General features: G+C 45.4%; 20 protein-coding genes and 1 other RNA gene. 14 read left to right on the top strand and 7 right to left on the bottom strand.

The genetic code is table 11. The features are described 5' to 3' along the window. Positions 1-2 precede the first annotated feature (2 nt). A complete protein-coding gene (gene parC, locus R7Q46_RS09165) occupies positions 3-2,288 on the top strand; it encodes a DNA topoisomerase IV subunit A (RefSeq protein WP_206959305.1) in 2,286 nt (761 codons plus the stop codon). A gap of 37 nt (positions 2,289-2,325) precedes the next feature. On the opposite strand, the gene degS is transcribed toward parC, so the two are convergent. From degS to zapG, 3 genes are all read right to left on the bottom strand, one after another. Continuing rightward, positions 2,326-3,390 (bottom strand): outer membrane-stress sensor serine endopeptidase DegS, encoded by a 1,065-nt coding sequence (gene degS / locus R7Q46_RS09160; protein ID WP_017633606.1) that lies wholly within the window; start codon positions 3,388-3,390, stop codon positions 2,326-2,328. A 190-nt stretch (positions 3,391-3,580) separates the two neighbouring features. Then, on the bottom strand, positions 3,581-4,948 hold the full coding sequence (locus R7Q46_RS09155) for a Do family serine endopeptidase (protein ID WP_033906086.1): 1,368 nt from the start codon (positions 4,946-4,948) through the stop codon (positions 3,581-3,583). A 200-nt stretch (positions 4,949-5,148) separates the two neighbouring features. Continuing rightward, a complete protein-coding gene (gene zapG / locus R7Q46_RS09150; RefSeq protein ID WP_005379861.1) occupies positions 5,149-5,592 on the bottom strand; it encodes a Z-ring associated protein ZapG in 444 nt (147 codons plus the stop codon). Between the two features lie 195 nt (positions 5,593-5,787). On the opposite strand from zapG, the gene zapE reads away from it, so the two are divergent. The 8 genes from zapE (at position 5,788) to sspB (ending at position 12,498) form a co-directional block, all read left to right on the top strand. Next, a complete protein-coding gene (zapE, locus tag R7Q46_RS09145) occupies positions 5,788-6,891 on the top strand; it encodes a cell division protein ZapE (RefSeq protein ID WP_054578498.1) in 1,104 nt (367 codons plus the stop codon). Between the two features lie 251 nt (positions 6,892-7,142). Then, positions 7,143-7,571, top strand: a complete 429-nt coding sequence (gene rplM, locus R7Q46_RS09140) for a 50S ribosomal protein L13 (protein ID WP_005372872.1) — start codon at positions 7,143-7,145, stop codon at positions 7,569-7,571. A 15-nt stretch (positions 7,572-7,586) separates the two neighbouring features. After that, positions 7,587-7,979, top strand: coding sequence for a 30S ribosomal protein S9 (gene rpsI, locus R7Q46_RS09135; protein ID WP_005372876.1), 393 nt, complete (start codon positions 7,587-7,589; stop codon positions 7,977-7,979). A 694-nt stretch (positions 7,980-8,673) separates the two neighbouring features. After that, positions 8,674-9,264: a ubiquinol-cytochrome c reductase iron-sulfur subunit gene (gene petA, locus R7Q46_RS09130; protein ID WP_005372877.1), complete on the top strand. Its 591-nt coding sequence runs from the start codon at positions 8,674-8,676 to the stop codon at positions 9,262-9,264. Then, positions 9,264-10,529, top strand: coding sequence for a cytochrome bc complex cytochrome b subunit (locus tag R7Q46_RS09125; protein WP_318077451.1), 1,266 nt, complete (start codon positions 9,264-9,266; stop codon positions 10,527-10,529). Before petA ends, R7Q46_RS09125 begins: the two co-directional genes overlap by 1 nt. Further along, positions 10,526-11,263, top strand: coding sequence for a cytochrome c1 (locus tag R7Q46_RS09120; protein WP_005372881.1), 738 nt, complete (start codon positions 10,526-10,528; stop codon positions 11,261-11,263). Before R7Q46_RS09125 ends, R7Q46_RS09120 begins: the two co-directional genes overlap by 4 nt. A 96-nt stretch (positions 11,264-11,359) precedes the next feature. Further along, positions 11,360-11,995, top strand: a complete 636-nt coding sequence (gene sspA, locus R7Q46_RS09115; RefSeq protein ID WP_005372897.1) for a stringent starvation protein SspA — start codon at positions 11,360-11,362, stop codon at positions 11,993-11,995. A 17-nt stretch (positions 11,996-12,012) separates the two neighbouring features. Next, entirely contained in the window at positions 12,013-12,498 is a 486-nt protein-coding gene (gene sspB / locus R7Q46_RS09110; protein WP_005387408.1) for a ClpXP protease specificity-enhancing factor, read from the top strand. A gap of 73 nt (positions 12,499-12,571) precedes the next feature. On the opposite strand, the gene R7Q46_RS09105 is transcribed toward sspB, so the two are convergent. Genes R7Q46_RS09105 through R7Q46_RS09090 form a run of 4 tightly spaced genes read right to left on the bottom strand, consistent with a single transcriptional unit; the run spans position 12,572 to position 16,022 of the window. Next, positions 12,572-13,240: a BON domain-containing protein gene (locus R7Q46_RS09105; protein WP_025768401.1), complete on the bottom strand. Its 669-nt coding sequence runs from the start codon at positions 13,238-13,240 to the stop codon at positions 12,572-12,574. Positions 13,241-13,261: 21 nt separating this feature from the next. Continuing rightward, entirely contained in the window at positions 13,262-13,852 is a 591-nt protein-coding gene (locus R7Q46_RS09100) for a phosphoheptose isomerase (protein WP_005372901.1), read from the bottom strand. A gap of 3 nt (positions 13,853-13,855) precedes the next feature. Beyond that, positions 13,856-14,224: a YraN family protein gene (locus R7Q46_RS09095; protein ID WP_005372903.1), complete on the bottom strand. Its 369-nt coding sequence runs from the start codon at positions 14,222-14,224 to the stop codon at positions 13,856-13,858. Beyond that, entirely contained in the window at positions 14,211-16,022 is a 1,812-nt protein-coding gene (locus R7Q46_RS09090) for a penicillin-binding protein activator (RefSeq protein WP_005372905.1), read from the bottom strand. Before R7Q46_RS09090 ends, R7Q46_RS09095 begins: the two co-directional genes overlap by 14 nt. 68 nt (positions 16,023-16,090) lie before the next feature. On the opposite strand from R7Q46_RS09090, the gene rsmI reads away from it, so the two are divergent. The 5 genes from rsmI to R7Q46_RS09065 all read left to right on the top strand — a co-directional run bounded on the left by rsmI (position 16,091) and on the right by R7Q46_RS09065 (position 20,791). Further along, positions 16,091-16,954: a 16S rRNA (cytidine(1402)-2'-O)-methyltransferase gene (gene rsmI, locus R7Q46_RS09085; RefSeq protein ID WP_005372907.1), complete on the top strand. Its 864-nt coding sequence runs from the start codon at positions 16,091-16,093 to the stop codon at positions 16,952-16,954. A 167-nt stretch (positions 16,955-17,121) separates the two neighbouring features. Then, positions 17,122-17,552: RNase P RNA component class A (gene rnpB, locus R7Q46_RS09080), an RNA gene on the top strand. Between the two features lie 175 nt (positions 17,553-17,727). Then, positions 17,728-18,678: a 16S rRNA (cytosine(1402)-N(4))-methyltransferase RsmH gene (rsmH, locus tag R7Q46_RS09075; protein ID WP_005372918.1), complete on the top strand. Its 951-nt coding sequence runs from the start codon at positions 17,728-17,730 to the stop codon at positions 18,676-18,678. Between the two features lie 5 nt (positions 18,679-18,683). Beyond that, positions 18,684-19,001, top strand: coding sequence for a cell division protein FtsL (ftsL, locus tag R7Q46_RS09070; protein WP_005372920.1), 318 nt, complete (start codon positions 18,684-18,686; stop codon positions 18,999-19,001). After that, positions 18,998-20,791: a penicillin-binding transpeptidase domain-containing protein gene (locus R7Q46_RS09065; RefSeq protein ID WP_086046525.1), complete on the top strand. Its 1,794-nt coding sequence runs from the start codon at positions 18,998-19,000 to the stop codon at positions 20,789-20,791. Before ftsL ends, R7Q46_RS09065 begins: the two co-directional genes overlap by 4 nt. Positions 20,792-20,853: the final 62 nt, after the last annotated feature.

The raw sequence follows: 20,853 nt of genomic DNA, 5'->3' as shown, positions 1-20,853 counted from the left end.
GGATGTCTACAGAAATTACCTACGATGGCGTCGAACAATTGCCAATGCGCAAGTTCACTGAAGACGCTTATTTGAACTACTCGATGTACGTAATCATGGACCGCGCCTTGCCATACATTGGTGATGGCTTAAAGCCGGTTCAACGACGCATCATTTATGCGATGTCAGAGCTTGGTCTCTCTGCATCAGCAAAATACAAAAAATCTGCACGTACCGTTGGTGACGTGCTAGGTAAATATCATCCGCACGGTGATTTAGCGTGTTACGAAGCGATGGTATTGATGGCTCAGCCATTCTCTTACCGCTATCCATTAGTGGATGGTCAAGGTAACTGGGGTGCGCCAGATGATCCGAAATCATTTGCGGCAATGCGTTATACCGAAGCAAAACTGTCTAAGTTTGCTGAAGTATTGCTTGGCGAACTTGGCCAGGGCACGGTTGAATGGCAACCTAACTTTGATGGCACAATGAAAGAGCCACAAATGTTGCCAGCACGTCTGCCTCACATCCTGCTTAACGGTGTAACCGGCATTGCCGTTGGTATGGCAACAGACATCCCACCGCACAACGTTCGTGAAATCGCAGATGCGACTATTCATTTGATCGACAACCCGAAAGCAGAACTGCCGGACGTGATGCAGTATGTCAAAGGTCCGGATTACCCAACAGAAGCAGAAATTATCTCGCCGCAAGCGGATATCGAGAAGATTTACCGCAACGGTCGTGGTAGCATCAAAATGCGCGCGGTTTGGCATAAAGAAGGTTCTGATATTGTTATCACTTCTTTGCCTCACCAAGTATCGGGTGCCAAACTGCTTGAGCAAATCGCTAACCAGATGCGTGCGAAGAAGCTGCCAATGGTTGACGATCTTCGTGACGAATCGGATCACGAGAACCCAACGCGTATTGTTGTCGTGCCTAAGTCAAACCGCGTCGATTGTGACTTGTTGATGAACCATTTGTTCGCATCAACGGATCTTGAGCGCAGTTACCGCGTTAACTTGAACATGATTGGTTTGGATAACCGTCCTCAAGTTAAAGGTCTGGTGCAAATTCTGTCTGAGTGGATCGAGTTCCGTCGTACGACTGTGCGTCGTCGTCTACAACATCGCCTAGACAAAGTAATGGCTCGTCTACACATCTTGGAAGGTTTGTTGGTTGCTTACCTCAACCTAGATGAAGTGATTGAGATCATCCGTACTGAAGACGATCCAAAAGCGGTGCTGATGGAACGCTTTGGTATTACCGATATCCAAGCGGATGCAATTTTAGATACCAAACTTCGTCATCTAGCAAAACTAGAAGAGATGAAGATCCGTGGTGAGCAAGACGAGCTAGAGAAAGAGCGTGAGAAGCTAGAACAGCTACTCGGTTCTGAGCGTCGTCTGAACACACTACTGAAAAAAGAAATCAAAGCAGACGCAGAGAAATACGGTGATGATCGTCGCTCTCCAATGGTTGAGCGTGCAGAAGCAAAAGCGCTGACTGAACGTGACCTCGTACCAAGTGAGCCAATCACGGTTGTGCTTTCTGAGAAAGGTTGGATTCGTCACGCGAAAGGCCATGACGTGGATGCCGAAGGCTTAAACTATAAGTCGGGTGATAAGTATTTAGCGCATGCTCGAGGTAAGAGTAATCAGCCTGCGGTATTCCTAGGTAGTGACGGTCGAAGTTACTCTCTGGAATCGCACTCACTGCCTTCTGCTCGTAGTCAAGGTGAGCCGATTACCGGTCGCTTGAATATTACGGCTGGTAGCAGTATTCGCCAAGTCATCATGAGTGAAGAAGATCAGCTGTGGCTGGTGGGTTCAGATGCAGGTTACGGCTTTGTATGTAAAGGCGCGGACTTGCTGTCTAAAAACCGCAGTGGTAAAGCGCTCGTCACTTTACCTGCCAACTCTGAGATCATGACGCCAAAAGAGATTGAAGATTTAGACTCTGATGAAATCTTAGCAATCACTAACCAAGGTCGCATGCTGCTGTTCCCAATCAAAGACTTGCCACAACTGGCGAAAGGTAAAGGGAATAAGATCATCAACATTCCTGCTGCTAAAGCAAAAGAGCGAGAAGAAGTACTATCTCACTTAATGTCTTTACCAAAAGGTGCATCGTTAACGCTGTACGCGGGTAAGCGAAAGTTGGGTCTTAAACCGTCTGACCTTGATAACTTCCGTGGCGAACGTGGTCGCCGAGGTGGGTTATTACCGAGAGGTTTGCAGCGAGTCACTCGCATTGAAGTTGAGCTGGATGATTCCGATACGACGGAAACACCGAGCGATAGCGAGTAACGCACAAATAAAAATCCCAGCCAATGGCTGGGATTTTTTATGCTTCTTGCTTGTCTTCAGCAATGGTGACTTTCAAGGTCATCTCTTTTCCTTTGCGAATGATACCGACGTCCACGGTGGTGCCAGGACGTAAATCGGTGACGATATCCATAACGCTCTGACGCCCCTGAACCTTATTGCCATCAATACTGATAATGATATCTTGTTTTTGAAAGCCAGCCGCATTGGCTGGGCCATTTGGATCAATACCAAGTACGACAATACCACCTATGTGTTCATTTCCAAGTAGGCGAGCAGTGACCGCATTAATGTCTTGGCCGTCGATTCCAATATAACCACGAATCACGCGGCCATCAGCGATGATTTTCTGCATGATCTTACTGGCTAGCGGCGCAGGGATCGCAAAAGAAATACCGTAAGTTTCTAAGTCTGTCGCTTGCTGAAAAGAGGCGGTGTTAATGCCGACGAGCTCGCCTTGTGTGTTCACTAGGGCTCCACCAGAGTTACCTTCATTGATGGCGGCATCGGTTTGAATGAATGCTTGACGACCATCGCTAATAGATGAACGACCTGTGGCAGAAATAATGCCGAACGTTGTGGTTTGTCCAAGGTTGTATGGGTTACCGATGGCTAGTACTACATCGCCCACTTGTGGTTTGTAATTAGAGTTCAGAGGGATTACGGGCAAATTCGAACCTTCGACACGCAGCACGGCTATATCAGTACGTTTATCTGTCCCTACGAGCTGAGCCGCTGCGGCTCTGCCGTCTTGTAATGCCACAACAATTTGATCAGCTTGAGCAACCACATGATAGTTAGTAATGATGTAGCCTTTCTCACTAACAATGACACCTGACCCCAGGCCTTGAGTCGAGAGTTTACTGCGATCATTCTCAACATACTTACGACTGTAGATGTTTACCACTGCAGGCGCTGCTCTTCGGACCGCTTGATTAAACGTCAACTCGACTGATGCGATATTAACAGGTTGAGGATCAAGCGCGGCAGGAATTACGTTGTTGCGCAAAGATGGAACCGCCAGTAATACCACTGCGGCAGTAGCCAAGCCTAAAAAGACAGAACGTAATAAAAAGCTGAGCATATCCTCTCCATGCGTGAGCGCCAAAATGGCATCGAAGATGAAGAATAGCATTACATTGAAAAATAACAAAAGGGCAGCACGTCATCGCGCTGCCCTTTTCATTAGTTATTGAGCGATAAGGAAAAGTGATCGAGCCTTATCACTCAGCATTATGCATCGAAAACCTTATTTTCTATCACTTTGAAAGTGGTTAACGAATGACAAGATAAATAGTACGTTCACCACGTTGAATATTAAGAGCCAGTACACCTTTGTGTTTCTCTACGATTGTACGAAGCTCGGCAAGGTTTTTCACTCGTTGACGGTTCACACCGATAATAATGTCACCTTGTTGTAATTGATATTGAGCTGCTGGAGAGTTATCTGCAACGTTCGATACTTTAACACCTTGAATTACATCACTTGGTGTTGTATTGCTTAACTCCGCACCTTTGAGTCCCTCATGTAATGTCTCCGCTTTAGCTTTCATATTCGTAGATTCGCCAAGCGTTACATCAAAGGTTTTATTCTTACCATCTCGAACCACACCTAATGTGATTTCTTTACCTGCGCCCAGTGTTGCCACTTTTGCGCGGAGCTCTGAGAAAGTATTAATCGCTTTGCCGTTCACCGATACAATTACGTCACCGGCTTTTAACCCTGCTTTATCGGCTGCGCTGTCCGGTACGACTTGACCAATAAAGGCCCCTTTACTCGACTCGTAACCCAATGCATCAGCTAGCTCAGAGGTTACTTCGCCACCTTGCACACCCAACATGCCGCGTTTGACTTCACCAAACTCTAGAATTTGATCAGTGAGGTTTTTCATCATGTTTGATGGAATCGCAAAGCCAATACCCACATTACCGCCGTTAGGGCCTAAAATCGCAGTATTAATACCGATCAGCTCACCATTAAGGTTGACCAATGCACCACCAGAGTTACCGCTGTTAATTGCGGCATCGGTTTGGATGAAGTTTTCGAAGTTTTCAACGTTTAAGCCACTGCGGCCAAGGGCTGAAACAATACCCGAAGTTACGGTTTGACCGAGCCCAAATGGGTTACCAATCGCAACCGTAAAGTCACCGACACGCAGTTTGTCGGAATCCGCGACTTTAATCTGCGTTAAGTTTTTCGCTTTCTCTAATTTAAGTAACGCAACATCGGCCATTTCATCACCGCCAACGAGCGTAGCGTCATACTCGCGCCCGTCAAAGAGGCGAACTCGAATCTCATCTGCGCCCTTGATCACATGGTAGTTAGTGACAATATGGCCTTTCTTCGCATCAATAATGACACCAGACCCTAAACCTCTGAACGGGCGCTCTCGCCTTTGTTCCATAGGAAAATCTGGGCCAAAGAAAAATTGAAATTGCTCGGGAATGCGGCTGGTTTGTACTTGTTTACCTTCTACAGCAATACTCACAACAGCTGGGGTCACCTTCTCAAGCATTGGTGCCAAGCTAGGTAACTGTTGGCCATCCACATTCAAAGGTAATGCGGCAGTGGCTTGAACTGGGGCAATAATCGAACCCAAACTCAGAGATAGAACGGTGAGCGCAAGCAGTGGTTTTTTCATCCAATAACTCCTCTTGAAACATGTCTGCCAAAAAGAAATATCCGAACGGTTAGTTCACTTTGTTAATAACTAATATAGGGTCTAGTTCGGACAATCAAAAGGGGAGGCAGTGCACACCCAAGTTAGAGCGAAGGTGAGGGGAAAAAGTTCAAAAAAGGGCCGATACAAATGTATCGGCCCTAGATAGAAGTAAGAGAGGATTATGATGCTTTTGCGGTTACCGCTTCGGGAGCATTAATGATTTCTTTCTCTTGATCCTTCAAAAGACCGGTGGCGCCATTAGCGTAGTCTTTTGGTTGTTCGTTAAACTCTGGTTGATCTTCTGCAATGGTTTCAGACGACATTGCCGTTTTCTTATCAAACGGGTTGTCTTGTTCTGGTAAGTTTGGCAAAAGCTCAGAAGAGGTCTTGGCCATATGTTGGTATAGCTTGGTGTAATCTTTACCTAGGGTGTCCAACATTTCTGCGGTTTGTGCAAAGTGATCGACGAGCTCTTGACGTTGTTGCTCTAATTCAAACTTGGCCGCTTCAAGTTCTTTCTGCACAGACTTTTGTTTCTTGTATTCAGGGGTGGTTAGTCTACTAATGACTACGCCTACGATTGTACCGACCAGCAAACCCACAATGGCATAAATCCAAGGCATAACTGCTCCTTATAGTTGTTTTAACAAGTCTTTTACTACTTAGTTACACGCGGTGCTCGTCCATGTTACTATGGCTTGAACAGCCGATAAAGAAAAATAGCAGTATGTCTTCGGGGACTGATAACTACTTCTCTCTATTCTCAAAGTTGACCCCGAGGTAACCCTTTTCTCTATACCTCTATACGACTTAATACGATGACACCACTACAACAATATCAAAAAGACATAGCAGAACACGGGTTTCAGCGTGATGAAGCTCAGTATCAAGCGGTCGTTGCATTAGACAAGCTTTACCATGCTATCGTTGAATTTCAGTCAGCGCCTGTTCCTCAGCTTTCCAAATGGCAAAAGCTAATGGGGAAAAAAATCGACAAGCCTGAACCACCAAAAGGTCTTTACTTTTGGGGTGGGGTAGGTCGCGGTAAAACCTACCTTATGGATGCATTTTTTGATGCTTTACCGACCCAAAGAAAAATGCGCGTCCACTTCCATCGATTTATGTATCGAGTACATGATGAGTTGAAGCTGTTAGGTGATGTCGAAAATCCGCTATCAAAAGTGGCGGATAAATTTAAAGAAGAAGCCGATGTGGTTTGCTTTGATGAATTTTTTGTTTCCGACATTACTGATGCGATGATCCTTGCAACGCTACTTCAAGAAATGTTCAAGCGGCAGATGATCCTAGTCGCGACTTCAAACATTGAGCCGCAGAACTTATATCGTAACGGTTTGCAAAGAGCGCGCTTTTTGCCCGCGATCGATATGATTTTGGCACGTTGTGAAGTGTTGAATGTCGATAGTGGCGTTGATTATCGCTTAAGAACGTTAGAACAGGCTGAAATATACCATTACCCGCTTGATGAGCAGGCTAGCATAAACCTTAACAAATATTATCAGCAGCTGACTGGAGAGCGTCAGTTTGTTGCTCATCAAATCGAAGTTAACCACCGTCAACTAGCGGTGATTGAAGCAAGCGACGGGGTGCTGCATGCGTCGTTTGCTCAGTTGTGTCAAACTGCTCGCAGTCAAAATGACTACATTGAATTGTCTCGTATTTACCACACTGTATTACTGGCAGATGTTCAACAAATGAACCGAAAAATAGATGATGCGGCGAGACGCTTTATCGCGCTAGTCGATGAGTTTTACGAGCGCAATGTTAAGTTGATTATTTCTGCTGAAGTGCCAATGTCCGACTTATATACTGATGGGCAGTTAGAGTTCGAATTTAAGCGCTGTTTGTCTCGGCTTACTGAGATGCAAAGTCATGAGTATCTCGCGCGTGAACATTTGGCCTAGATCCAAAGGATTCTTAAAAAAGTGAAGAAAAAATTAGTGATTTGGCGCAAAAAAAGGTGATTTTTTCTTCGCTCTTCTCTATAATCCTGCGACCCACCGTTACTGCAGACCTGATTATCGAAGTTATTTCGAAATTGAAGGTCGAGAGTACCAACGACTCGAAGGGGTGATGACTGGGCTCTTAGACAGTGTGGGAGCACTATTGGGTGTTCCTTTAAAGTTTAAAATTTAATTAACGGGTTATTGTTAGCATGAAAACTTTCGTTGCTAAACCAGAAACTGTAAAACGCGACTGGTACGTTGTAGACGCTGAAGGTAAAACTCTTGGCCGTCTAGCAAGTGAAATTGCATCTCGCCTACGTGGCAAACATAAAGCTGAATACACTCCTCACGTTGACACTGGTGATTACATCATCGTTATCAACGCTGAGAAAGTTGCTGTAACTGGTAACAAAGCTAAGAACAAAGTGTACTACCGTCACTCTGAATTCCCAGGTGGTCTAAAATCTATCACTTTTGAAAAGTTGATCGATCGTAAACCTGAGATGGCTCTTGAGCTTGCAGTTAAAGGCATGCTTCCACGTGGTCCTCTAGGCCGTGCTATGTACCGTAAGCTAAAAGTTTACGCGGGCGCTGAGCACAACCATGTTGCTCAACAACCACAAGTACTAGACATCTAATTGGGGATTTCGAAAATGGCAGAGAATCAATACTACGGCACTGGCCGTCGCAAAAGCTCAGCTGCACGTGTTTTCATTAAACCAGGCAGCGGTAACATTGTAGTAAACAAGCGTAACCTTGACGAATACTTCGGTCGTCCAACAGCACGTATGGTTGTACAACAACCTCTAGAGCTAGTTGAACTAACTGAAAAGCTAGACCTTTACGTAACAGTTAAAGGCGGCGGTATTTCTGGTCAAGCTGGTGCTATCCGTCACGGTATCACTCGCGCGCTTATGGAATACGATGAGTCTCTACGTCCTGCTCTACGTGCAGCTGGCTACGTTACTCGTGACGCTCGTTGCGTTGAACGTAAGAAAGTTGGTCTACGTAAAGCACGTCGTCGTCCACAGTTCTCTAAGCGTTAATTTCCTCTTATCGGGAATTATGCTTTTCAGAGTTACTCTGGAAACTGTGTACCAAAAGCTCGGCTCTATGCCGGGCTTTTTTGTATTTAAAGACATCATACTTGTCTTCAAGCAACGAACAGTCTTCATTTATCATCACATTCCGAGTAGGCCTTCTTATTCGTCCTCTTCGTCGAAAGGTTGCCAGTGCCGTTTTATATGTGTGCCTTATTTAATCGCGACTCACCACGCTTTCTCTTGCGATGCAGCATAGATGTATTCATCAGCAAGAATGTCTTTGTATCTTATTCTCCCTGTAACATGTTTTAAAATGACTTACGCTCCTTTTTGAGTATTCTGCGTGCTACAAAATTGAAAATATAAACACAGCAAGCTGAACGCGTAATACGAAATATTTCTCTGTGTAATTAACTGAAAACTACCAAGATAAAAGGTTTTATCCGCTTTCAGCGGGGCTTCTATGTGGTGCTTTCTTGTTACAAATCACATCAATTTTTTATAATTCTGCCGCTTTTGTGACGACGCGAGCGATTTGCCTCACAAATGTTACAAAAAGGTAGCTTTATCTTGTCAAAAAGTAGGGTTTTCTTTATCATTTCCCTCCAATAAATAGAACTAAATTCATTATTTGTTAGCCATGCTCTTATAAGCGGAATAATAACGATCCAAAGGGAGCAAATGGGAGAATGTTTGGATGAGCAACGCGCCTTTAAATAACGGTCGCAGGCGTTTTCTAACCGCTACAACGGCAGTTGTTGGTGGGTTAGGGGCAGTCGCCGTCGCCGTGCCTTTTATCAAATCATGGAATCCGAGTGCTAAAGCCAAAGCGGCGGGCGCACCGGTGGAAGTGGATATAAGTAAAATTGAACCAGGTCAGCTGGTTCGTGTTGAGTGGCAGGGAAAACCTGTATGGATTGTTCGCCGCACTCAAAGCGTTCTGGATAACTTAAAATCGATCGGTGATAAGCTTCGCGATCCACAATCTGAAATGGAGCAGCAGCCTGAGTACGCTCAGAATGAGTTTCGTTCGATTAAGGAAGAGTTTTTCGTCGCAGTTGGTTTCTGTACCCACTTAGGTTGTTCACCAACCTATCTACCTGACTCTTTCTCAGAGCAGGTGCAGGGAGTAAGATCTGGCTTCTTCTGTCCTTGTCATGGTTCTAAGTTCGACATGGCTGGTCGAGTGTTCCAAGGAGTACCTGCTCCGTTGAACCTTGTCGTTCCTAAGCACATGTATTTGAGCGATACCAAGCTCATTGTGGGTGTTGATGAGGGAGATGCATAATGCAAGCAATGTTAGATTGGGTTGAAAAGCGTATTCCTGCAATGAATGCTTATAAAAAGCATTTGTCTGAATACCCAATGCCTAAGAACTTCAACTTTTGGTACCTTTTCGGTTCTCTGGCGATGCTGGTTCTTGTTAACCAAATCCTAACGGGTATTTGGCTAACGATGAACTATGTTCCTTCAGGTGACGGTGCATTTGCGTCTATCGAATACATTATGCGTGATGTAGAGTACGGTTGGCTTCTGCGTTACGTGCATTCCACTGGCGCGTCAGCGTTTTTCGTTGTTGTGTATCTTCACATGTTCCGTGGTTTGATCTACGGTTCATACCAAAAACCTCGTGAACTATTGTGGATCTTCGGTATGTTGATCTTCCTTGTTCTCATGGCTGAAGCGTTCATGGGTTACCTACTTCCATGGGGTCAGATGTCATACTGGGGTGCGCAGGTAATCATTTCCCTGTTTGGTGCTATTCCTGTTATCGGTGATGACCTAACGCTTTGGATTCGTGGTGACTACATCATCTCTGGTGCAACGCTAAACCGTTTCTTCGCACTACACGTTATTGCACTGCCTATCGTTTTGCTTCTTCTTGTTGTTCTGCACGTATTGGCGCTGCACGAAGTAGGCTCAAACAACCCGGATGGTATCGAAACTAAGCTGCCAAAAGGCTCAATGGGCGATGATTACAAAACGCAATTCAAGTTCCATGATTACTACACGAAGAAATATGACATCATTGATTCTATTCCTTTCCATCCGTACGGCACGGTTAAGGACTTGGTCGGTGTCGCTGGTTTCTTGTTCTTCTTCTGTTACGTGCTGTTCTTTAACCCAGAAATGGGTGGGTACTTCCTTGAGCCGCCTAACTTTGAAGCTGCAAACCCACTGAAGACACCAGAGCATATTGCTCCGGTATGGTACTTCACGCCGTTCTACGCAATCTTACGTGCGGTTCCAGACAAACTATTAGGTGTTATCCTAATGGGCGCGTCAATTGCAGTGCTGTTTGTTCTACCTTGGTTGGATCGTTGTAAAGTTCGTTCATACCGTTACCGTAGCAAACTTCATCTGTTGAATATTGTACAGTTCACTATCGCCTTTATCGCTCTAGGTATTTTAGGTGCGTTACCTGCTACACCAACGTACACACTACTATCTCAGATCTTTAGCTTGTGTTACTTCATGTTCTTTGTGTTGCTGTTCTTCTACAGCAAAAATGAAGCAACCAAACCATTACCAGAGAGGGTGACATTCAAATGAAGAAGTGGATTGTAATTCTATTTGCTATGTTGCCATCACTAGCGATGGCAGCTGGGGCCAATGTTCCGCTGGATAAAGCGAATGTTGACCTTACGGATAAAGCTTCGCTACAAAACGGCGCGAAGTTGTTCATGAACTACTGTTTTGCTTGTCACTCTACGCAATACCAGCGTTACGAGCGTGTAGCAACAGACTTGGAAATTCCAACAGACTTAATGAAAGAAAACCTGATTTTCAATCCTGAAGCGAAAATCGGTGATCTAATGGTCAATGCTATGCCACCGAAGCAAGCGGCAAACTGGTTTGGTGCTCCACCACCAGATCTTACGTTGGTTGCACGAGTTCGTGGTGCTGATTGGTTATACACTTACTTACGCTCTTTCTATGTTGATCCATCTCGTCCATTCGGCGTGAACAACATCGTCTTCCCGAGTGTTGGTATGCCGCATGTGCTTGAAGAGCTACAGGGCATCCCGACGCCTATTTACGATACGAAAATCGTAGATGGCGAAGAAGTACAAGTTGTTGTTGGTACTGAAACCGATGGCACGGGTGAGCTGAGTGAAGGCGAATATGACAAAGCGGTTGGCGATCTCGTTAACTTCTTAGTTTATTCAGGTGACCCAGTGCAGCTTGAGCGTCACGCTCTAGGCTGGTGGGTAATGGGCTTCTTAGTGCTTCTAACCATCGTTGTCGTGATGCTCAAGAAAGAGTATTGGCGCGATGTGCATTAATTGTGCTAAAATACCGTGCTAATTCCCAATTTTAATTGATGTACAATGGAGGCTTAGCCTCCATTGTTTTTATTTGTAAGTGTACTGGAGGGCTCCATGGCTGTAGCTGCCAATAAACGTTCTGTGATGACTCTTTTCTCAAGTGCATCAGATTTGTATAGCCATCAGGTTCGCATTGTACTAGCTGAAAAAGGCGTAAGTGTTGAAGTTGAGCTTGTTGACGAAGCAAACCTTCCTGCTGAGCTTGTTGAGCTAAACCCATATAAATCAGTGCCAACTCTTGTTGACCGTGAGCTAGCTCTTTACGATTCAAAAATCATCATGGAGTACTTGGACGAGCGCTTCCCTCATCCACCTCTAATGCCGGTTTACCCTGTTGCTCGTGGCAACAGCCGCTTGATGATGTACCGTATCGAACGCAACTGGTATTCACTCGCTGAAAAAGTGATGAAAGGTAATGCGGAAGAATCAGAAAAAGCACGCACAAAGCTGCGTAATGATCTTCTGACGTTAGCGCCAATTTTTGCTGAATATGAGTACTTCATGAGCGAAGAATTCAGCTTGATCGATTGTTACCTAGCTCCACTATTGTGGCGTTTGCCTCAACTTGGTATCGATCTTGTTGGCCCTGGTTCAAAAGAAATCAAGGTATACATGAACCGCGTATTTGAACGTGATTCGTTCCTTGCTTCTTTGACTGAAGCTGAACGTGAAATGCGCCTAGTTCGTTAAGCGATTTAAAACACGTTATGGATATTGCAAAAATGACTGCTCGCCGCCCGTATATGCTTCGCGCATTTTACGACTGGTTAGTAGACAATGACTTGACTCCTCACTTGGTTGTGGATGCAACAATGCCAGGGGTGCGTGTCCCGGTTGAATTTATTCAAGATGGTCAAATTATTTTGAATATTGCGCCACGTGCAGTGGGTAATCTTGAGTTAGGTAATGATGCGATTACCTTCCATGCTCGCTTTAGCGGTCGTCCGCACTCAGTGATTGTGCCTGTGTATGCTGTTCAAGCTATTTATGCACGTGAGAATGGTGCTGGTACTATGTTTGAACCAGAAGAAGCGTACACTCACATCGAAGAAGAAGCGATGACCGAGGAAGAATCATCCCCATCGTTCACAACGGTTAGCGATGAGCCTTCTGAGTTAGTTTCTGATTCAGATGCCGAAGAGGACGATGCTCCTCGACCAAAAGGCAAACCAAGCTTAAGAGTGATTAAATAATAAAAAAGCAGCGTAACGCTGCTTTTTTCTTTTTAACTTTTGTTGAAGGTGATTTCAAGCCAAGCTTTGGAAATTACTCACTAATCGTAAAGACTTCGACGTTCTCTTCATTTTCTGTGCTTGCCTCACTTTCTATTGTTTGTACACCGTCACTCGGTAAGTCCACTTCAACAGGCTCCATTTCGCCGTATTGGAACCCTTTAATGACTTGTTTTACGCCTGAGATATTACGTGCGATTTCTGTCGCTCGATCGCCTTGCTCTGGCGTGACATAACCAAACAGAAAAACGTCGCCATCTTCGGTGATCACTTTAACCTTAACACCATTAAGCTCAGAATCAGTAAGCAAAGCTGACTTTACTTTGGTTGTGATCCAGCTGTCATTGCTAATCTGGGTAACAGTGAGTGGCTCTTTTTGTTTGATTTGATTGTGTATGACTTTTACACCACTAACTTCTCGAGCCCTTCGCTCTAAAGCAAGGATAAGGTCTTGTGTCGGAGCTTGTCCCATAAGGACTACAGTCCCATTATATGAACTGGCAACGACACGAACTTCACCTTTAAACGGTGCTTTATTGCCGATCGCCGCAACTTCGAATTCGATGTTATTGTCCTGCCAGATTTGTTTTGTCGTGCGTGTGTCCGTGACAATATTCGCTGTGGTTGCTGCACCTGCGATAAACAAACCTGCGCAACCACTTAAACTCAATGCTGTTAATAAGATAACAAGGCTACGTATCATAATTCTGACTCTCAGTCTTGGTTACTCTTCGTGAGCAGGGAAAAGCACTTGGTCAATAAGATCACAAAGGCAATGGAGTGTTACCATATGTACTTCGTGAATACGTGCAGTGCGGTGTGATGGAATACGAATTTCGACGTCGTTCTCACCGAGCAGTCCTGCCATCTCTCCGCCATCTTTTCCTGTTAGCGCGATAATCGTCATGTCTCGAGTTACGGCTGCTTCCATCGCTTTGATAATATTTTTACTGTTACCGCTAGTCGACATGGCAAGCAAAATGTCGCCTGGTTGACCAAACGCTCGTACCTGTTTTGAGAAGATTTCCTGGTAGTGGTAATCGTTGGCCACTGCGGTTAGGGTGGTATTATCGGCGGTTAAGGCCATTGCTGGTAGGCTAGGGCGCTCAGTTTCAAAACGGTTTAAAAGACAAGAAACAAATTGTTGAGCGTTTGAAGCACTGCCGCCATTACCACAACATAAAATTTTATTGCCATTAAGCAGGCTCGACACCATCGCTTGAGCTGCATGAGTAATGGCATCAGGCAGCGCCTCTGCTGCTGCGATTTGAATTTGAATACTTTCTGTAAAGCTGTCTTTAATGCTGTCTAGCATCGCTTATCCTTCAGAGATTGCGTTTTCTATCCAGTTGATATCTCGCCCATTATCATGAATGGCGATGACATCAAATCGATAATCGATATTGTGTTTTAAGCGCTTTTGTTGGCTAAGCCAAACTTGTGCTGTTTTGACTAGCTTGCGCATTTTAGCGTGCGTCACCATTTCTGCTGCCGAGCCAAAGTGATTGTTCTTACGGTATTTGACTTCAACAAACACAATAGTTTCACCTTGTTGGAAGATTAAATCAATCTCACCGACCTTAGTCAGAAAATTTTGTTCAATAAAGTTTAAGCCCTGGCGTTGTAAATATTGCTTCGCCAGAGCTTCATATTGATTTCCGATTTGGCGCTTGCTAAAGAGCCCCACGCTCAGCCCAGCTTAGCTCACGCTGTACAACACAATTATTGTCGATACTTAAAATACCGGTTTGGCCGCCAACTGAGTAGCCCGGAACGACCTTCATTTGTGGCAGCTCCCCAATCAATTTATACGCATCCATACCCAGTGCTTTCAAACGTTTTTCCATGTTAGATTGCTCTGACCACAGCTCGTTCATTTCAGCGGTCACGCTAGGGTCTGGGTCAATCAGTAATGGAATATCGCTGTAGATGATGCCTGTTAGATCTTCGTAAGTCGCGCCGCCACTGTTGCTACGCGAGCTAGAGAAAATTTGTGGCGCTTTGGCGTCTGGGTTAATCGCTACCTCAATAAACGGCTTGATCAAAGTCAGTTCCGTGCTTCTAGCAACAATATAAACCGCATCGACATCACGACGGCTACGTGGCTGTGTTTCAAGCTTGATACGCATTAGTGATTGCATCTGAGCAATACGTTGTTTGCTTTCTTGCAGACCAAATACTTCATTGATGTCTTTTTGAAGTTGGCGCTTGTCGCCAAAATAACTTGCTGCGACTTTATTAGAGCTGTACTTGCGCCATTCTTTGTTGAACGCTTCAGTTACGCGCTCACCAAAGCTGCCCTTTGGTGCCAGAATCAGAGGGAAGTTATAGCCTTCGCTGAACAAGTGTTTCGCTGCCTGTGCGGCTTCTTGTTCTGGTGATAATGCCAAGTAGCAAATATTGCTATCTGGTTGCACATCTTCGGGAATATTTAGCGCAAGGGCTGGAATCGTAGGACCATTTTCTGAGCCATCCATGGTTGTGTGCAATAGCTCAACGTTTTCTTTTTCTAGGGGACCAACAACAAAGTCGATGTTTTCATTGATCAAACGTTGTTTAATTTGGTCGGCGTTATACGCATTAGTGTCGATTACCGTGAGGGTAGCGCTTGGATCACGGTTACGATCATTCATCATCGCAAACACAAAACCATCACGAATTAATTGCGCTTGTGGCGAGAACTTACCAGTAAGTGGCAGTAACAAAGCGGTGTTGTTTGGTTTAACGATGTCTAGAGAGAGAATGTTTTGAATCTCTTCTGGTGTGTAGATAGCGGCTGGGTGCGATGGGTTCTCGTTTAACCAGCGTTCTAGGGTATTTTTTAGTTGGGATAAGTTGCCCGACAGCGTTTTCGCATAAATAGCGAGTTGTAGCCAACCATCCAAAACATCTTCATTTGGCTCTGTTTCTAATGAGGTCAGTTCGTACTCGGAGTAGCTGCCAAAGTTCATCCAAATACGGCTAGAAATCTCTCTCTGCTCCGCGGACGATGCATATTGGCCAAATGCAACCAGTTGGCGGTTTGCCTCAAACGCTTGGTTAAGACCTTGATAAGCGTCGGCACGCATCAAGTAATAGTCTTTCCATTGCTCATTTGGCAACTTCCACCAAGGTTTAAAATTCAACAATTGCAGCAACTGAGAGTAATTCCCCTGTTTTTGCTGTATGGTCGCACGCGCTAGTTGCCACTCTGCTTGCTGAACTTCGGTTAACTGTTGACGAGCTAGGCGCTTGATCAACATTTCTGCTTGATCAAACTGGTTTGCTTGAATCGCGGCTTTGGTTGCCATGATCAACCAGTCATTTTGTAAACTGCCTTCCGTGCTATCAGCTTGGATCATATAGTTCTGAACAGACTGAGTAGGCTCAAGTGTTACATCAACGCCATCAGGCTGTCTTGGACCTGAAGAACAGGCGGCGAGCGTAATTGCTAGTGCAACAGGAGTAAGTATGCGTGGTACACTGAGTCTCTTATGGTTAATCATTGCCGTGAGTTCTCTATAATTTTGTACAAAATTTTCTCTATATTAATCGTTGAAGTGATGGTAAACAAATGACAGATAAAAATAAGTTGCCGAATGAGGGGCCAACTCTCTATATCGTACCGACTCCAATCGGAAATTTAGCGGATATCACCCAACGTGCTATCGAAATTCTGTCGACTGTGGACATCATTGCTGCTGAGGATACTCGACATACGGGCAAATTACTGTCTCACTTCAATATTCAAACCAAAACTTTTGCTCTACATGACCACAATGAGCAGCAAAAAGCACAAGTTTTGGTAGAAAAGCTGCTTTCCGGTCAGTCTATCGCATTAGTTTCTGACGCTGGTACGCCACTTATCAGCGACCCAGGATACCATTTGGTGACAAAATGTCGTCAAGCGGGCGTTAGAGTTGTGCCTCTTCCAGGTGCTTGTGCGGTCATTACGGCGTTAAGTGCCTCTGGCTTGCCATCGGATCGCTTTAGCTTCGAAGGTTTTTTACCACCGAAAAGCAAAGGTCGTAAGGATAAATTCCTAGAGATTGCTTCGGTAGAGCGTACGTGTATTTTTTACGAGTCACCGCACCGTATTTTAGACTCTCTACAAGACATGTTAGACGTTCTTGGCCCAGATAGAGAAGTTGTGTTGGCAAGAGAGCTAACAAAAACCTTTGAAACCATTCAAGGCATGCCGTTAGGTGAGCTGATTGAATGGGTGAAAAGTGACGATAACCAACAGCGTGGTGAAATGGTATTGTTGGTACATGGCCATCGTGAAACAACAGACGACTCACTACCTGAAGATGCTTTACGCACGTTAGGGATTTTGACCAAAGAGCTGCCTTTGAAAAAAGCAGCTGCTTTGGTGGCAGAAATACATAATTTGAAGAAGAATGCGCTATATAAATGGGGCTTAGAAAACTTAGACTAAGTGCCGCTAGCGAGATAAATGGTCAATGAGGGCTGATGTGTAGGCATCGGCCTTTTTATTATCTATTTTTGGCGCTTTGACTAAAAAGTCATCACTTGGTGCATTCATTTCATCATATCTGTGATCTAACTAGACTCTGAAGTGAGAACTCTATACAATCCGCCCTCGGAGCTGACTGGGTAGTCGCTGCTTTGTTGATGTCCTTCGGGAGACTGACGTCGAAGTCCCTTTGGGAGACTGACGTTGACGTCCTTCGGGAGACTGACAAAGGGGAGGAAAGTCCGGGCTTCATAGAGCAAGGTGCCAGGTAACGCCTGGGGGGCGCAAGCCTACGACAAGTGCAGCAGAGAGAAGACCGCCGATGGCCCGTAAGGGTACAGGTAAGGGTGAAAGGGTGCGGTAAGAGCGCACCGGACGACTAGCAATAGTTCGTAGCAGGGTAAACTCCACCTGAAGCAAGACCAAATAGGCCTCCACATTGCGTTGCTCGCGTAAGGAGGCGGGTAGGTTGCTCGAGCCAGTGAGTGATTGCTGGCCTAGACGAATGGCTACCGCCGCGCAAGCGGAACAGAACCCGGCTTATGTGTCGGCTCCACCTATTCGAGACCCATCTCTACTTCGGTAGTGATGGGTTTTTTGCATTTAATTGACGCAAACTATGTCATTACCAATAAACTTGGCGTAAATCACGTCTAACTTTAGACTTGTGGTGGCGATGATGTAGGAAATCAGTACACTAAAGAATCGCTTCAAGATCATTCAACGAGAAAGCTATGACCGAAACCTTCCAACATATTTCCGTGTTATTAAATGAATCCATTGATGGCTTAGCTATCAAACCAGACGGCGTCTATATTGATGGAACATTTGGCCGTGGCGGTCACAGCCGGACAATTCTATCTAAACTCGGTGAAAATGGCCGACTGTACAGTATCGACCGTGACCCTCAAGCGATCGCTGAGGCAGGCAAAATCAATGACCCTCGCTTCACCATTATTCATGGCCCATTTTCTGGTATTGCTGAGTATGCTGAAGAGTATGGGCTAGTTGGAAAAGTGGATGGTGTTCTGCTGGATTTAGGCGTTTCTTCTCCTCAGTTAGACGACGCAGAGCGTGGCTTTAGCTTTATGAAAGACGGTCCGCTAGATATGCGTATGGACCCGACATCAGGTGTTCCAGTATCTCAATGGTTGATGGAAGCAGACCTCGATGATATCACTTGGGTCATTCGCGAGTTTGGGGAAGATAAACATGCGCGCCGTATTGCAAAAGCGATTGTTGCCTACCGTGAAGACGAAGAAAATGAGCCAATGGTTCGCACTGGTCAGCTGGCAAAATTGATTTCAGATGCCGCACCGAAAAGTTTTAAAGAGAAAAAACACCCTGCGACTCGTGCTTTCCAGGCTTTTCGTATTTACATCAACAGTGAGTTAGAAGAAATTGATACGGCACTTAAAGGCGCGGCGAGCATTCTGGCTCCTGAAGGCCGTTTATCTGTGATTAGCTTCCACTCTCTGGAAGACCGTATGGTCAAACGTTTTATCCGTAAAGAGAGCAAAGGGCCTGAAGTGCCACACGGTATTCCAATGACGGAAGAGCAAATTCGTGCTCTTGGTAGTGCGAATATGAAAGCGGTGAGCAAAGCGATTAAGCCAAGCAAACAAGAAATTGAAATGAACCCTCGCTCGCGCAGCTCTGTGTTAAGAATTGCGGAAAAGCTTTAATTATTATGACGAAATCCACTCCTAATCTTGCTAAGTTGATTGCAACAGATCTCCTCACTGTTGGTCGCTGGCCATTACTGTTGTTGCTATTGATCGTGGCATCGGCAATGGGAGTGGTATTTGCTACCCACCATGCGCGTCAAGCGATTACCGAGAAAGACCATACGTTGGTTGAACGAGAACGATTAGATAGCGAATGGCGTAACTTAATGTTGGAAGAAACTGCCCTCGCGGAACACAGTCGTGTTCAAGACCTTGCCAAAAAAGAACTTGAAATGAAACGACCTGATGGCGATAAAGAAGTGGTTGTCACGCTCAAATGATTAGAAAAAAATCCAACACGAAACAAGCCAATAAGCGTAAACCTGTAGCAAAAGAGAAAGCGGCTACGGGGGATAAGAAAACCGATAACAAAGCAGTGAAAGTGGCGGTCGAAGAATCTTTCTTGATTCGTTGGCGCTTCCATCTATTACTGTTTTTTGTTTTTTGTGCATTTGCCCTTTTGGTGGCACGCGTAGCCTACATCCAAATCATTGAGCCAGATAACCTGATTAAACAAGGTGACCTACGTTCGGTTCGTGTTAAATCCATTCCTTCTGCTCGCGGTATTATTTCGGATCGAAATGGTGAGCCGCTTGCTGTCAGTGTACCGGTTGAGGCGGTTTGGGCAGATCCTGCCACGATATTTAAAGAAAACGCGTTAAGCCAGACCAAAAGTTGGCATGCATTAGCGGATGTTCTTGGTATTGACCGACAAGGGTTAATAGACAAAATCAAGCGCAATGAAAAACGCCGCTTTATCTACTTGCAGCGCCAGGTCAGTCCGGCCATGGCGAACTATATTCGTGAGCTAAAGCTGCCAGGTGTTGGCCTTAAGTCGGAATCTCGTCGTTATTATCCTGCAGGTGAGGTTAGTGCTCACTTAGTCGGTGTAACAGGCATTGACGGGCATGGCCTAGAAGGTGTGGAGCGTAGCTACGATGAGTGGCTCACTGGCGCGGCGGGTAAGAAAACTATTCGTAAAGACCGTTATGGTCGTGTTGTGGAAAACATTGCTTGGCAAGACAAGCAAGAAGGTAAATCACTTCAGTTAACCATCGATCAGCGCCTACAGGCGATTGCGTATCGTGCGATTAAGCAAGCCGTTGCGGACCACCGCGCCACTTCAGGTTCCGTTGTCATGTTGGATGTAAAAACGGGCGCCGTATTGGCCATGGTTAATGCTCCTTCTTACAACCCTAACAATCGTAGCGATTGGCAAAGCTATCAAATGCGTAACCGAGTGATCACGGACTCAATGGAGCCTGGTTCGACCATTAAGCCTTTCGTTATTTTAGCCGCCTTAGAAAATGGGATAGCCGATAAAGATACCATCGTAGATACCGGTAATGGTGTCCTACGTTTAGGTGGTAGTCGAGTCAGAGATGTCTCTCGCGTAGGCAAAGCGAGCTTGACCACGATCCTTAAAAAGTCGAGTAATATCGGTGTGACGAAGCTAGCAATGCAAATGCCGGTAGAGGCGCTTCTTGGGCTGTACAGTTCAGTGGGTTTTGGTGAGCTTTCTGGCCTAAACCTAGTTGGGGAAGTGACGGGTATTTTTCCTACACGAACTCGTTGGTCGCCAATTGAGCGCGCCACGATTGCGTTTGGTTATGGTCTATCAATTACACCAATCCAGCTAGCCCATGCTTATGCGACGCTTGGAAACCTTGGCAAATACGAGCCTATTCATATTATCGAAAGCAATGATCATGACATGTCACGTCAAGTGGTGAGTGCGAAGTATGCGCGTCAAGTATTAGACATGTTGGAAACCGTAACTCAAAAAGGGGGCTCGGCTCGCAGAGCGGCAGTTCCTGGTTATCGAGTAGGAGCGAAAACGGGTACATCACGTAAAGCTTCTGCCGGTGGGTACAGCGACGAGTACATCACCTACACGGCTGGGCTTGCTCCGGTTAGCGATCCGCGAATTGCTTTAGTAGTGATCGTAAACGAGCCTCAAGGCGATGACTACTATGGTGGCTCGGTAGCGTCTCCTGTCTTCTCTGAAATCATGAAAGGCGCGCTACAAATACTCAATGTTGCACCTGACGAAAACAAATTCCAACAGTAAGCCCTGTGGTTTACTGAGCAAACAAAATTAAGAAAACCTGAGCCAAAGCTCGGAGAACAAAT

The organism is Vibrio sp. 811 (assembly GCF_033339195.1).
This window is presented reverse-complemented; position numbering and strand designations above follow the sequence as displayed.

Bases quoted from the DNA above. Each gene is read 5' to 3' on its own strand.
- degS (WP_017633606.1), bottom strand. From the start codon at position 3,390: ATGCTCAGCTTTTTATTACGTTCTGTCTTTTTAGGCTTGGCTACTGCC.
- zapG (WP_005379861.1), bottom strand. From the start codon at position 5,592: ATGCCTTGGATTTATGCCATTGTGGGTTTGCTGGTCGGTACAATCGTA.
- R7Q46_RS09155 (WP_033906086.1), bottom strand. From the start codon at position 4,948: ATGAAAAAACCACTGCTTGCGCTCACCGTTCTATCTCTGAGTTTGGGT.
- sspA (WP_005372897.1), top strand. From the start codon at position 11,360: ATGGCTGTAGCTGCCAATAAACGTTCTGTGATGACTCTTTTCTCAAGT.
- zapE (WP_054578498.1), top strand. From the start codon at position 5,788: ATGACACCACTACAACAATATCAAAAAGACATAGCAGAACACGGGTTT.
- rpsI (WP_005372876.1), top strand. From the start codon at position 7,587: ATGGCAGAGAATCAATACTACGGCACTGGCCGTCGCAAAAGCTCAGCT.
- ftsL (WP_005372920.1), top strand. From the start codon at position 18,684: ATGACGAAATCCACTCCTAATCTTGCTAAGTTGATTGCAACAGATCTC.
- R7Q46_RS09065 (WP_086046525.1), top strand. From the start codon at position 18,998: ATGATTAGAAAAAAATCCAACACGAAACAAGCCAATAAGCGTAAACCT.
- parC (WP_206959305.1), top strand. From the start codon at position 3: ATGTCTACAGAAATTACCTACGATGGCGTCGAACAATTGCCAATGCGC.
- R7Q46_RS09125 (WP_318077451.1), top strand. From the start codon at position 9,264: ATGCAAGCAATGTTAGATTGGGTTGAAAAGCGTATTCCTGCAATGAAT.
- rplM (WP_005372872.1), top strand. From the start codon at position 7,143: ATGAAAACTTTCGTTGCTAAACCAGAAACTGTAAAACGCGACTGGTAC.
- R7Q46_RS09120 (WP_005372881.1), top strand. From the start codon at position 10,526: ATGAAGAAGTGGATTGTAATTCTATTTGCTATGTTGCCATCACTAGCG.
- R7Q46_RS09090 (WP_005372905.1), bottom strand. From the start codon at position 16,022: ATGATTAACCATAAGAGACTCAGTGTACCACGCATACTTACTCCTGTT.
- rsmI (WP_005372907.1), top strand. From the start codon at position 16,091: ATGACAGATAAAAATAAGTTGCCGAATGAGGGGCCAACTCTCTATATC.
- R7Q46_RS09105 (WP_025768401.1), bottom strand. From the start codon at position 13,240: ATGATACGTAGCCTTGTTATCTTATTAACAGCATTGAGTTTAAGTGGT.
- R7Q46_RS09100 (WP_005372901.1), bottom strand. From the start codon at position 13,852: ATGCTAGACAGCATTAAAGACAGCTTTACAGAAAGTATTCAAATTCAA.
- petA (WP_005372877.1), top strand. From the start codon at position 8,674: ATGAGCAACGCGCCTTTAAATAACGGTCGCAGGCGTTTTCTAACCGCT.
- rsmH (WP_005372918.1), top strand. From the start codon at position 17,728: ATGACCGAAACCTTCCAACATATTTCCGTGTTATTAAATGAATCCATT.
- sspB (WP_005387408.1), top strand. From the start codon at position 12,013: ATGGATATTGCAAAAATGACTGCTCGCCGCCCGTATATGCTTCGCGCA.